Source organism: Marinobacterium sp. xm-g-59 (genome assembly GCF_013283315.1).
In the GTDB taxonomy this organism is placed as follows: Bacteria; Pseudomonadota; Gammaproteobacteria; order Pseudomonadales; family Balneatricaceae; genus Marinobacterium_E.
Genome location: NZ_WBYR01000001.1, coordinates 149,509 through 162,495 on the forward strand (window position 1 = coordinate 149,509; position 12,987 = coordinate 162,495).

Consider the following 12,987-nt stretch of genomic DNA (forward strand, 5'->3'; position numbering starts at 1 on the left):
AATTCTAACACGATTTATTAGGACTTATTCAGCCCTATCGCTTCGTATAACCGCTCTATATCAACAGGTAGATCGGCATGAATTGTCATCAGTTCATCAGTCACTGGATGGGAAAACTGAATCGATCTCGCCATTAATACCAATCGATGAAGGTTGAAATGGTCTCGAAACATACGATTATGACGCCCCTCTCCGTATTTGGTATCGCCAATAATGGGGTGAAGATGGTGCTTCATGTGACGGCGAATTTGGTGCTTACGCCCTGTGTGCGGGAAACAGGCTACAAGGCTGTAGCGGGATGTTGAGTAGCGCCCAACCGGAATATCCAGCTCAGTTTGCGCGATGACTTCAAAGTCGGTTACCGCCTCTTTGGCCTCTTTATCCTGGCTTGCTAGGGGATCTGCATATTTATCGTATTTGGGCACCAATGCATGATCAATTCTGCCCTGGGGTTCACTAAACCACCCTCTTACAAGACACTCGTACTCTTTTTTTACACCTCTGGCCTGAAACTGCTCTTGCATTGTTTTCGATGACTCAAGCTCTTTACCAACCAACATAACCCCACTAGTGGCCCTATCGAGGCGGTGGATGGTATGCAGTTTATCGGACTGGTAATGCTCTTTTAGAAGACCCATTAGGGTTGGCTCATCCGGCTTACTGATCCAGCTTGGGTGTACCAATAGGCCTGAGGGTTTATCCACCGCGATTAGGTAGTCATCTTCAAAGAGTATAGAGAGTTGCATATAGGTATCCTTATGTTAGCGCCATGATACCTATTCGTGACAGAAACCGCAGTGTGAGAGCCTTAAAATTTTTTGTTGCACTGCACAAAAATGTTTGACACTTATGATAAACCACAATATATTGAGCTTATGGTGCACTGCACAATAAATTAATTAAGGAGTATATCTCATGATGAACGAACTAAAAGATAGCATGAAGCCAATGATGGCAATGGCTGAGATCAACAAGAAGACTGCTGAAGCCCTAATCGGCCTTCAATCTTCATACGTGACAGAAGTTGTTAACGCTTCTCTATCGCAGATGAAATCGTTAACTGAAGTAAAAGATCCAAAAGCGGCTCTAGAACTTCAAGTTAAATACCTAAAAGATGCTGAAGCTAAAATGACTGAAGTTGCTGAGAAAGAGATCGCAGCACTTGCAGCCGCTAAAGCTGAATTGACTGAATTGATGGAACAGAGCGTAGAAGATTACGCTTCAGCTCCAATGTTCGAAGAACTTAAAAAGTTCATGTCTGCTAAAGCATAATCAGCACTTAAAGACCACTGCAATTTGCATCGCAGATTGCAGTCATTTTAAAAAAGAGAGCTACGGCTCTCTTTTTTGTATTTTGACGGCACTTAGTCGCCATTGATTAATGACCCTGTCAGGTCGCCCCGCCAGGAGTAAATCCAATCATATCTAAAGCGTTTTGTAGCTTTTCTGGCGTAATCGGTTTCGAGATAAACGCGTTTGCGCCATCTTTTAGCCACTCATCAGTCTCATCACCGATTACAGCCGCAGTCACACCAATAATTGGGATTTTCGCTCCAAGATCTCGCAGAGACTTAGTCAGCTCATGACCGTTCATCATGGGCATCATCAAGTCCGTCAAAACCAGATCAAATTGATCAGATTCGAAAGCCGCCAACGCTTTCTGCCCATTATCAAAGCTCGCTATTTGAGCACCGAGTTTACCCAGCGACTTTTCAGTCAACATCCTGAGCATGGCATCATCCTCAGCGAGTAGGATTCGAAGTCCTTCAAGCGAAACAGCGCTAGCTTGCGGTTTCTCCTCAGCTTCAACCTATGTCATCGGGAAGATCAGCGTAAAACAGGCTCCGCCGAGTTTGCTGGTGGAGTAATCGAGCGTGCCGTTCATTAATGAAGCGATCTGTTTGACAATAAACAGACCTAAACCCGATCCATCGCGCTCAGTATCGCCTCGACCAAAAGGCTCAAAAACCTGCTCACGAAGCACTTCAGGGATACCACGACCATCATCCTCAACAATCAAAGCGCCGAGAATGGTTCCATCCGCATCTGATTGATAATCAAAACTCACTTGGACAACACTGCCGCCCGAATGGATGGTCGCGTTTTTGGTAAGATTTGTCACGACCTGACGCAGCGGTTGCGCGTGAAGCAAAAAGTTGACGCCCTCAGGCTTGTCGATGTTCAAGCGTAGTTCTACGGAGCTCTGTTTCATTAGCTGTGAAAGCGAGGTTAGTGCTCGATTGATTGTTCGGACTGGATCACATCGCTCTTGATTTTTTGTTTCCAGCGCGCGTTCTGGCGCAACGACTACGCGAAGATCTTCGAGAACCGAAAGCAAGCTTTCACTAATTTCTCCGATCTGCTCACGAGCAGACTTGTCATCTAAATCAGAATCCTGCCCAACCATGCTAATGGCCGCAACGGGCGTCCTGAGTTCATGGCCAACCACGGCAAACAGCTCTTTTTGCTGTTCTAGCATCCGCTCCTTCGATATGCGCAACTCGTCTTTGTATTTCAGCAGGCGCTCGTAGGTCGCAAGTATGAACATAGAGCACACAGGTGCTATAAACAACGGAATCAGCGCTGGAATGACATACGAATCTAACCCGTGGGTTTTGCCCATCAGATCTCTCGCTATGTAGTTAATTACCACTGAGGTAACGACACTAGCCAGTGTGATCCACGCGGCAATTATCTTTGATCGCCGAGTTAGGGAGAAGTCGCTGAAGTATTTATTGATTGTCACAGAGTGATTTCCGAAACGTTCATTCTAGGTTTCATATCGTGTCAGCATAGAAAACTTTGATCGTTCAACAGGTTTAATGAACCAAAAGCGGTGCACGAACTCGTGCATATCGCTCTATAGAGTTTTGTTGGCTATACAAAGCCGTTTGATAAGCTAATAGACGCAGTGAGCTTCGTTTAATGGCTCTGGTTGAGTAGTTACCTTTATCACTAAGAATAGCGATCTCTTGAATCATGGCTTGTTGCAGATCCTTAGCGTCCATCATCAGTGTTTCCAGTTCAAAGCTTGCTAAGTAATTTGATTCGTTTTGTGTAAGTTGCATACCAATCCCCTTCTTATTGTTGGTGCGATTGATTAGATAAAGCAAATGGCGTGCCAACTTTTGCAAAATAAAAAACCCGGCAAAAGCCGGGTTTTCAATTCAAACATCAATTAAGCGTGTTTCTTCCAGTGGTAGTGGTAGTAGACCACCGGAATTACGACTAAGGTCAGTATGGTTGATACCATCAAACCGAAGATCAATGAAACTGCAAGACCACCGAAGATTGGATCATCAATGATGAAGAAGCCACCCATCATCGCAGCGACTGCGGTCAGTGCAATGGGTAACGAGCGAACTGCAGCCGCATTAATCGTTGCTTCTTGGAAGCTCATGCCCTCTTTCACTTGTTGCTGAATGAAATCCACCAGGAGTATGGAGTTGCGGACAATGATGCCAGCGAGTGCGATCATTCCGATCATAGAGGGCGCTGTGAACTGCTGTCCCAATATCGCATGACCAGGCATGATTCCGATAATCGTTAAAGGAATCGGAGCCATAATGATCAATGGAATACCGTATGAACGGAACTGAGCAACGACCAGTAGGTAGATCATGATCAGACCGACTGAGTAGGCAATACCCATGTCACGGAAGGTCTCAAAAGTGATCTGCCATTCGCCATCCCACTTCAAGCTCCACTCATAGGGATCAGAAGGTTCTGAGAAGAAGAAACGATCAATAGGATTACCACTGGGTGCGACGTCATCCAGCTTCGATTCAATCTCAAACAGACCATAGAGCGGGCTATCAGTATCACCTGCCACATCACCGGTGACATAAACAACAGGCAGTAGATCTTTATGGTAAACACTCTGCTCTACTTGCGTATCGATACGCTGAGTAACATCAGCTAAAGAGACCAAGGTGCCTTTATCTGATCGAACTTGAATAGACTCAATCTTAGCGATGTTTGCCTTATCTTGGTCACCCAGCTTAAGCGTTAATGGCACGGGAACGCGTGAGTGGTCATCATGCAGGTATCCCAGGCTTTCACCGCGGATCGCACTGTTTAGTGCCGCAACAATGGTCGCATCTGCTACACCAAAGTGCGCGGCACGAACGCGATCAATCGTGAAGATCTCTTTAGTCTGTTGGGCTTCAATGCTGTCATCGACATCGACTACCCCTTCGGTAGACTCAAATTGCGCGCGAACTTGTTTGGCTAGGTCAATTTGACCCTGCTTATCCAGACCATAGATCTCTGCCACTAGAGGTGCCATAACCGGAGGCCCTGGCGGCATCTCAACGACCTTCACGTTGGCGTTGAATTGCTTAGCCGTGTCGGCAAGCAGAGCACGTGCTTCAAGCGCTATTTCGTGACTCTTACGATCACGTAACGCCTTATCACTGAGGTTCACTTGAATGTCACCCATATGAGGTGCTGAACGCAGGTAGTACTGACGAACTAAGCCATTGAAGTTAATCGGCGAGGCAGACCCTGAGTAGATTTGGAAATCTTTCAGTTCAGGAAGTGCCTGTAGATCATCTGCCAACTCAGTTAAGACACGCTGCGTCTGCTCTAGAGAAGTTCCCTCTGGCATATCAACGATGACCTGGAACTCACTCTTGTTATCGAAGGGCAGCATCTTAAGAATGACCGACTGATTAACAACCAAGTAGACGGATCCACCGATCATCGCCAGAATCGATACCAGCAATAGGTAGCGGTTTAACGCCCCTTTACCCTGACGCAGCATCGGTGTCAGTAGCTTAACAAATAGACCTTTGAAGCGAGATTCAGAGTGGCCATGGTCCGCTGAATGACCTGTTTCAACATGACGTCTAAACAGCTTCAAAAAGAGCCAAGGGGTCAAGATGAAGGCGACGGCTAGTGAGATCAGCATACCTGTTGAGGCGTTGATCGGAATCGGCAACATGTAAGGGCCCATCAAGCCGCTGACAAAGGCCATAGGCAGTAGGGCTGCAATGACAGTAAAGGTTGCCAATATTGTTGGGCCACCCACTTCATCGACTGCAAGGGGAATCGCTTCACGTAGTGATTTAACACCCATCGACATATGACGGTGTATGTTTTCTACAACGACAATGGCATCGTCAACCAAAATGCCGATCGAGAAGATCAACGCAAATAGCGACACTCGGTTAAGGGTAAAGCCCCATGCCCATGAGGCAAAGAGTGTAATAGCCAAGGTGACGATAACGGCAATGCCCACCACAATAGCTTCACGAACACCCAGTGCAAATAGCACTAGGACGATGACCGACAGCGTAGCGAAAATCAGCTTTTTGATTAGGGTTTGCGCCTTATCATCAGCTGTCTCACCATAGTTACGGGTAATCGTTGTCTCGATGTTATCCGGAACATAGATACCCTGAATCGCTTCAAATCGATCGATCAATGCATCAGCGACTTCAACCGCGTTCTCACCCGGTTTCTTTGCCACGGCAATGGTGATTGCAGGGGTCAATGCAGTCTGATCTGCTGCAGCCTGCCCAGTACCAAAAGAGACGTATTGATTCGGTTGTTCTGGAGCATCGTAGATATTAGCAATGTCGCGAAGGTAAACCGGTGCGCCATTTCGAACGTTTATCACTAGGTTTTTAACCTCTGAGACATCCTGAAGTAGTTGACCTGCTTGAACTCGAATGGCGCTGTTCGCTTTGACGCGATCACCAGTATCGGCTGTCACATTAGCGTATTGCAACTTAGCGCGAACATCATCCAAAGTAACCGAGAGTGCCGCCATCTTGACTGGATCGAAGTCGATCTGAATGGCACGGTTAGCGCCGCCAATCACAGTGATATCGCGGGTTCCTTCAACTCGCTGAAGCTCAGACTGAATCGTATGAGCGACGTTCAATAGATCGGCACTGCTAACTGATTCATCACGACTCCATAAGGTCGCAGCTAGAACTGGTACATCATCAATGCCCTTAGGTTTGATGACCGGTTCACCAATACCCATATTCGGCGGGAAGATATCTCTGTTCGAGTAGAAGGCGTTATAGAGACGGACAATCGCATCGGTTCTTGGCTCGCCGACCTCAAAACGAACCGTCAACAGCGCCATGCCTGGGCTGGAAACAGAGTAGATGTTTTTGACGCCACTGATCTCTGACACCACCTGCTCTGCAGATGTGGTGATAAGCGACTCTACTTCAGCAACACTTGCGCCTGGAAAAGGAATCATCACGTTGGCAAAGGTGACGTTGATCTGTGGTTCCTCCTCACGCGGTGTCACCAGCGCGGCAAAAAGACCTAGCAGAAGACCCACGATCGCCAGTAGCGGGGTAATTTCAGTCGTTAAAAAACTCTTGGCAATTCGTCCCGATATGCCCAGTGTTTGAGTGTCATTACTCTGCACGATTCGCCTCCTTATAAATTGAGGCCGCTTTAATAGGATCAAGTGCTACGGTTTCGCCCTCTGCGAGACCAGAGATAATTTCTACCTGTTCACCAGCAGTTTGACCGGTTCTGATGTATCTAAATTGGAGAGCTGAATCGCCTGAAGCCACATAAACACCTTCCACTTCACCACGAGTCGCTATAGATGACTTAGGCAGAGTCAGCACAGGCTCTTCATCAATGGTAAATTGAACACGTGCTAACTCACCTGGAAGCGGCATTTGAGCAGGGTCACCCGCTGGTAACGTTAGAAGCAGTGTAAAGGTATGACTTAGTGGATCGGCTGTCGGAATTAAGCGTTGATCGACAGGTTCTACAACCTGATCACCCAACACAACATTAACAAACTGACTCTGTTTGGCATCGACCAGGTTGGCTTGCGGGATTTGAACTCGAACACGTAATCTATCCAGTGCAATCCCCTCTATCAATGGTGTACCTGGTTGTACCGTCTCCCCTTCAGAAACTAGCTTGTTAACCACTACACCTGAATAGGGCGCGATTACCTCAGTGTAATCAAAACGAGCACGGGCATTAGAAACCTGAGCTTTTGCTGCATCGAGTCTTGCTTTGGCTGCATCACGTTGTTGGCGAGCGCTGTCTACAGGCGCGATCGCGACCAATTTGCGCTCAAACAGTGCGGTTAAACGATCCAATTGACGAGTAGCTTCATCAAAAGCGGTTTGTGCTTCATTGAGAGAAGCTCTTGCAGCATCCAGCCCTGCGCGCTGTTCACTCTGTGTTAGGCGAGCTATCACACTGCCCTGCTCAACAAAATCGCCATAATCAAAAGGTAATTCTAGAATTCGACCAGAAGTTTGTGCGGCAACAATAGCTCGATTAACCGCTTCCACAGTCCCGTCGAATTCGACCTTGATCGGTTGCTGAATAATTTTGGTCTCAGTAAACGCTAGCTCTTGGGCTGAAGCCAGTTGCGTTAGTGAAATGGTTGTCACTAGGGTGCACGCGGTCACTGCTAGGTTAACGGCCTTTCTGATCTGCATATCAAACACTCTATTCGTTTATAAGGGTTAAGTTCCGGTAATAATATATTAGGCAAAACTAATATAAAAGATTTTTTAATATTTTCTGTACTTTCTGAATGCCCTGCTACACTGAATGAAATTCAATCTATTAACAGAGATTATGAAAGTACTGATTGCCGACGACGATAAAGTCTTAAGAATGCTGATGGAGCGCCAACTTGAGGGTTGGGGCTTTGACGTAATGACCGCGCAGGATGGTGAAGAGGCATTTGAAATTCTGACAACAGAAGCAGAACCTCCACGTATGCTCGTTCTTGATTGGGAGATGCCCAATCTGGATGGCATAGAGCTTTGTCGTAAAATCAGAGCGCTTGAGAGTAATGACCCACCCTACATTGTGTTGGTCACTGCACACTCCGATCAAGAGCACTTGGCAACTGCACTGCAAGCCGGAGCTAACGACTACATCAGCAAACCTACTAAACCCGTTGAGTTGCGCGCACGACTGGGCGTTGGTTTACGAACTTTAGAGCTGCAAAATCGACTCAATATTGCCAATGAGATGCTCGCCTACAAGGCAGAGCATGATGAGCTGACCGGTTTGCAAAATCGCGCCTCTCTGATCGAGCATCTTGATAATGAAATTGAACGAACTAAACGAACCGGTGAGCCATTAGCACTGGCCATTTGCGATATCGACTTTTTTAAACGGGTAAACGATACCTATGGACACCCCGTTGGCGACAGAGTGCTTAAAGAGTTTGCTGATCGAATGAAAGAGACATTTAGACCCTATGATCTAGTGTCACGATACGGCGGTGAAGAGTTTGTTGTCTGCTGTACGGCGCTTGAATCAGATCCTAAAGCGATTTTCGAGCGATTCAGAGAGGTGATTGAATCAACGACCTTCTTAGAGAGCGATCTTTCTTTAGGAGTAACCGTCAGTGTCGGAATTGCGACCTTTGATGGCATCAGCACAATGACAACAAAAGAGATCATGCTGGGGCTGATCAGCGATAGTGACAAAGCACTTTACGCAGCCAAACACTCAGGCCGAAATCAGGTCGTGATGTATGATTCTGTAATACACTCTGACTCTGAAAAATCTGAAGAAGCCCTTACCGATGGCCAGATTTGCTAAACAGTGCATCCCCCATCTGATCAATCGTCATTTTTGCTTTGTTCATGGTGACCTCTACACAGATCTCTTTTGATGCCATGCTGTCAGCACGAATAAACGGCTGTTCCAACCATTGGCCATCAATCTCCTTGGAGATCATGCCACCCACACCATAGCCGCCATCCACTTTTCTCGGTTTGACTGAAACCTTGAACCCTTTGTATTCAAACTCCGAAGCCACCGGCTCTTCAACAGGGTCTGAACGGAGAAGTTTTTTTATAAACTCAATCACTTGGATACCTCTACAGGGGTGACGACCCCCTCAAATTGGATTAAACGTTTAGATAACTCAGAGAGAGCCTCTCTGTCTCGTCCTGTGGTCAGTATCTCTAATTTACCCGCTTGATTGGAGAGAGAGAGTAATTTCTGTTCAGTTAAACGACGTTTAACTTCGAGCGCGATCGATTCCGATGTGTCGATCACCTTAACTGGATGACTGAACAACTCGCTGATCTCTTTCTCAACAAATCCATAATGCGTACATCCAAGCGCTAAGGTATCAATATCGGCTGCTTCAAACTGATCAATATAAGTGGTTAGTAGTGTGCTGAGTTGTTGATTGGTGGTGTTTGGGTTTTCAATTAATTCGACCAATCCAGGGCAGCCAAGTGCTGTAATCGACTCTGCTTGCTGTTTAAGCTGGGAGACCAATCGTTGGAACTTCTGACTCTCTACCGTGTATTGAGTTGCCAGAACGCCAACGCGTTTTGACTGACTCATCTTAATGGCAGGCTTTAGTCCGGGTTCAACACCAATGATCGGTAAGGAGAATAGCTCTCTGCACTCGTGAACAGCAGCAGCGGTTGCTGTATTACACGCGATCACAATCGCCTTGGCGCCCTTCTCGATGAGGTAAGAGACGATCTGAACCACCCTCTCACGGATCACTGCATCGCTCTTATCACCATAGGGTGCATAGCCACTGTCAGCGATATACAGGTAGGACTCATTGGGTAGGTTGTTAAGGCAAGCGGATAAGATACTTAACCCGCCCACTCCTGAATCAAAGACTCCAATCGGAGCGTGTTCATATGGATTCATTAATCGTCAAATACAGATCTAAAGTTACGAATAAGTTTAACGCAGAATGATATGAGATGGTCAGAATAATTATTTTTGTGCAATGCACAAAAAAGTGTTGATTGTTTTTTAGTCAATGTCTAATATGGCGTCAAATGTTGCAGTGCAACAAACTTTTTAGATAGAAACTTAAAGACCTCGGAGGTCACCATGTACAACGAAATGATGAACCAGTTCAAAGCACAGATGGCTCCTTTCACTAAAGCAGCTGAAATCAACAAACAAACTGCTGAAAAACTATTCGGCATGCAGCAAACTGTTGCTACAGAGATGCTAAACCGTGGTCTTGAGCATGTTAAAGCATTGACTGAATCAAAAGAGCCAAAAGCTGCTCTAGAACTTCAGGTTGCTTTCTTTAAAGAGATGGAAGCAAAACTAAACACTGTTGCTGAAGAAGAGATCTCTGCTCTAATGGCTGCAAAAGCTGAACTGACTGAAATCTTCGAAAAGTCTACTCAAGAGATGACAGAAGAAGCGATGGCTCAGTTCTCTAAGTTCGACCTAGCGAAATTCGATCTAGCACAGTTCGACCTTTCTAAATTCGACATGAAAAACTTTGATCTTTCAAACTTCATGCCTTCAGTTGAAGCGGCTAAACCAGCTGCAAAAACAACTCGTAAAGCGGCTGCTCCAAAAGCAACTGCTTAATCGATCAGTCGATACAAAAAAGCCGCTTGAGATACCTCAAGCGGCTTTTTTAGTTTTAGAGATTAGCTTGTTAAATTAGCTAAGCTGAGCTTTTGCCCACTCAACCACCACTGCTTCACCCTCATCCAAGTGAGGCTCGAGTTCGGACAAGCTTTCAACTAGTGCGGAAACAGTCGGTCTAACGATGTTGAGATGACCTACCTTACGACCAGGACGGATCTCTTTACCATACCAGTGCACATGAGCGCCCTGTACCGCCAGCCACTCTGCTTTCCAGTCTCGTCCAAGCAAGTTATACATCATAGAGACACCACGAAACTCAGGGGTGATCAAAGGTAAACCAGCAAGCGCTCTTAGGTGCAATTCAAACTGACTGACACTAGCACCCTCTTGGCTCCAGTGTCCGGAGTTATGGACACGTGGCGCTAACTCATTAACCAATAATTCACCATCGACAACAAAACACTCCATCGCCATGACGCCGATGTAGTCAAAGTCATCCATGATCGATCCCAGCCAACCTTCAGCACTTGCTTGCATCGCAGGGTCATTATCTAACCCAGGAATACTCGCACGCAAAATGCCGTCTTGGTGCCAGTTACGCGTCAATGGGTAGAAGACCTTCTCACCCTGTGCATTTCGTGCGCCAACTAACGACACCTCATGTGAGAACGGGATCATCGCTTCAGCGATGGCAATGCCATCCCATTCAGCAAGAATCTCATCACCCTGCTTCCAGCGCCATTGACCACGCCCATCGTAACCACCCATACGAGCCTTTACGACGGCACGCTCACCCAGAGAGGATAGCGACTCGGCAATGGATGCATCGGCACTGTTTAAATCAACCCAAGGGGCCGTTGGGACATTAAGGCGATCTAAGGTCGATTTCTGACGAAAACGATCAATGACCTGATATAGAGCCGCATCGTTGCGAAAGTTTGGGTGAGATTTAAGCTGATTACCGACAGGGTTCTCAGGCCAGTGCTCAATCTCTACCGAGATAACGTCGTCGTCATTCAACTCGACCAGTTGATCACCTATCGGGTGAATAGGTTGTACTTCAAGCTGCAGGGGTGCACCTGCTTGCTGAAGCATTTGACCTAGTTGACCATTACCGGCAATGACAATACGTGGCAACTGCATGCTTAACCTCGTGGATCTGGATTATCTAGAACCGTTTGGCTCTGTTCATTACGCCAATTTTGCAGACGAACGGCGAGCTCTGCATCTGTTGTTGCTAGCATCTGAGAGGCCAGTAGCGCGGCATTAAATGCACCTGCTCCACCGATAGCCAGGGTTCCAACAGGAATACCACGTGGCATCTGAACAATGGATAGAAGACTGTCTTGGCCGCTCAATGCCTTGCTCTGCACAGGCACACCCAGCACAGGCACAATGGTTTTAGCAGCAATCATACCTGGGAGGTGAGCCGCACCACCAGCACCGGCAATAATAACTTTGATGCCATTGTCGGCAGCTTGTTCAGCAAAGCGGAACATCTTATCTGGGGTGCGATGTGCCGATACCACTTCAGCGGTGTACTCGACACCCAGTACATCTAGCATCTTGGCGGCTTCTTCCATGGTTGGCCAGTCTGATTTAGACCCCATAACTATTGCAACGCGGGCGCTCATTCATTTCTCCATATCGAGTTTGATCTCGAAAAATAGGCAGTCGGTATCGACAAAAAAATAAGCGTGAAATTATAGCAAGAAAGAGTCAGCCAGACCTACCCTTTTAAACCAGTGCTGACTGAAAGTTGAAGATCAACACCAGTATTACAAGGCTAACAGGAATACTGGTAATGGTAAGAGCGGCAATACGATCGACAGGACCGCCATATCGAACCGTTAGAACATAACTCATCACAGCAACCGGCATCGACATCTGAATAAGCAGTGAGAGCGCTGCAGTGGTATCGATAGTAATTAGGGATACAACCAGCCAGGCAATCAAAAAACCCGACAAGGGTCGGTAGATGGATAAACCTGCAATGATGCCAACCTGACGGGCACCCCCTATCTTTAAACGGGCTAATGAGCGGCCTAACAACATGACCATAATCGGTATGGCTATACCGGAGATAGAATCTAAAGCACGACTGATAGGCACAGGAATCGTCAAATCCATCGATACCACGATTGCACCTGACAAGAGTGCTAACAGAGGCATATTGGTGACCAGTGAGCGCCAATTGTATTGGCCTGACATGGCGGTGGTCCCTAATGTCCAGTGACTAAGCGTCACAGTTGTTGAAATGATGACCGCAGATGCCAGAGCCTCAGGCCCCAACAGTGCAAAGACCAGTGGAATACCTAAATTGCCCGTATTGGGGTTGACCAGTGTCGAGAGATAGAAGCGCGGTGAGGTGTTAAGCAGCTTGCAAAAAATGGCGATCAGAGTAGCACCGACCGCTAAGCAGAGAGCGGTCACTCCCATCAAATACCCCATCTCTGTGACGGGAACTTTCATCTGAGTCACCGAGGTAAACACCAGAGCGGGCAAGGCGATCTGGCTGGAGAGCATGGCCAAACCAGGGTGTTCTAGGTAGTCCGTTTTTCGTGCCAGAAAGAAACCAAGGACGGCGATCAAAAAAACCGGAGTAATAGCAGAGATAAAAGCTGTAAACATGGAGTCACTATCTTAATGTTGGAT

At 46.9% G+C, this 12,987-nt stretch carries 14 protein-coding genes; 3 read left to right on the forward strand and 11 right to left on the reverse strand.

What is annotated here, in order from left to right:
* Positions 1 to 17: 17 nt before the first annotated feature.
* The gene (locus tag XMG59_RS00720) at positions 18 to 746 is read right to left on the reverse strand and encodes an RluA family pseudouridine synthase (protein WP_173495651.1); all 729 of its coding nucleotides are present in this window, start codon (positions 744 to 746) and stop codon (positions 18 to 20) included.
* A gap of 169 nt (positions 747 to 915) precedes the next feature.
* On the opposite strand from XMG59_RS00720, the gene XMG59_RS00725 reads away from it, so the two are divergent.
* Entirely contained in the window at positions 916 to 1,272 is a 357-nt protein-coding gene (locus XMG59_RS00725; protein WP_173495650.1) for a phasin family protein, read from the forward strand.
* Between the two features lie 118 nt (positions 1,273 to 1,390).
* On the opposite strand, the gene XMG59_RS00730 is transcribed toward XMG59_RS00725, so the two are convergent.
* From XMG59_RS00730 to XMG59_RS00750, 5 genes are all read right to left on the reverse strand, one after another.
* A complete protein-coding gene (locus XMG59_RS00730; protein ID WP_371743715.1) occupies positions 1,391 to 1,756 on the reverse strand; it encodes a response regulator in 366 nt (121 codons plus the stop codon).
* Positions 1,757 to 1,810: 54 nt separating this feature from the next.
* A complete protein-coding gene (locus tag XMG59_RS00735; RefSeq protein ID WP_173498046.1) occupies positions 1,811 to 2,623 on the reverse strand; it encodes a sensor histidine kinase KdpD in 813 nt (270 codons plus the stop codon).
* 196 nt (positions 2,624 to 2,819) lie between these two features.
* The gene (locus XMG59_RS00740; RefSeq protein WP_173498047.1) at positions 2,820 to 3,068 is read right to left on the reverse strand and encodes a hypothetical protein; all 249 of its coding nucleotides are present in this window, start codon (positions 3,066 to 3,068) and stop codon (positions 2,820 to 2,822) included.
* 110 nt (positions 3,069 to 3,178) lie between these two features.
* A complete protein-coding gene (locus XMG59_RS00745; RefSeq protein WP_173498048.1) occupies positions 3,179 to 6,394 on the reverse strand; it encodes an efflux RND transporter permease subunit in 3,216 nt (1,071 codons plus the stop codon).
* Positions 6,384 to 7,439, reverse strand: coding sequence for an efflux RND transporter periplasmic adaptor subunit (locus tag XMG59_RS00750; RefSeq protein WP_173480913.1), 1,056 nt, complete (start codon positions 7,437 to 7,439; stop codon positions 6,384 to 6,386). The genes XMG59_RS00745 and XMG59_RS00750 overlap by 11 nt, the downstream gene beginning before the upstream one ends.
* A 142-nt stretch (positions 7,440 to 7,581) precedes the next feature.
* Between XMG59_RS00750 and XMG59_RS00755 the strand changes: the two genes are divergently transcribed.
* Positions 7,582 to 8,562, forward strand: coding sequence for a diguanylate cyclase (locus tag XMG59_RS00755; RefSeq protein ID WP_173488875.1), 981 nt, complete (start codon positions 7,582 to 7,584; stop codon positions 8,560 to 8,562).
* Here XMG59_RS00755 and XMG59_RS00760 read toward each other — a convergent pair.
* Positions 8,540 to 8,833, reverse strand: a complete 294-nt coding sequence (locus tag XMG59_RS00760; RefSeq protein ID WP_173480911.1) for an HlyU family transcriptional regulator — start codon at positions 8,831 to 8,833, stop codon at positions 8,540 to 8,542. The two genes, XMG59_RS00755 and XMG59_RS00760, sit on opposite strands and share 23 nt — an antisense overlap.
* Positions 8,830 to 9,642 (reverse strand): glutamate racemase, encoded by an 813-nt coding sequence (gene murI, locus XMG59_RS00765; protein ID WP_173480910.1) that lies wholly within the window; start codon positions 9,640 to 9,642, stop codon positions 8,830 to 8,832. Before murI ends, XMG59_RS00760 begins: the two co-directional genes overlap by 4 nt.
* Positions 9,643 to 9,831: 189 nt before the next feature.
* Between murI and XMG59_RS00770 the strand changes: the two genes are divergently transcribed.
* On the forward strand, positions 9,832 to 10,329 hold the full coding sequence (locus XMG59_RS00770) for a phasin family protein (RefSeq protein ID WP_173480909.1): 498 nt from the start codon (positions 9,832 to 9,834) through the stop codon (positions 10,327 to 10,329).
* A gap of 75 nt (positions 10,330 to 10,404) precedes the next feature.
* Here the strand turns inward: XMG59_RS00770 and purK are convergent, their stop codons facing one another.
* The 3 genes from purK to XMG59_RS00785 form a co-directional block, all read right to left on the reverse strand.
* Positions 10,405 to 11,475 carry a 5-(carboxyamino)imidazole ribonucleotide synthase gene (purK, locus tag XMG59_RS00775; protein WP_217363654.1) on the reverse strand — a complete coding sequence of 357 codons (1,071 nt, stop codon included), beginning with the start codon at positions 11,473 to 11,475 and terminating at the stop codon, positions 10,405 to 10,407.
* Positions 11,476 to 11,477: 2 nt separating this feature from the next.
* Positions 11,478 to 11,966, reverse strand: coding sequence for a 5-(carboxyamino)imidazole ribonucleotide mutase (gene purE / locus XMG59_RS00780; protein ID WP_173480908.1), 489 nt, complete (start codon positions 11,964 to 11,966; stop codon positions 11,478 to 11,480).
* Positions 11,967 to 12,069: 103 nt separating this feature from the next.
* A complete protein-coding gene (locus XMG59_RS00785; RefSeq protein ID WP_173480907.1) occupies positions 12,070 to 12,963 on the reverse strand; it encodes an AEC family transporter in 894 nt (297 codons plus the stop codon).
* Between the last annotated feature and the right edge of the window lie 24 nt (positions 12,964 to 12,987).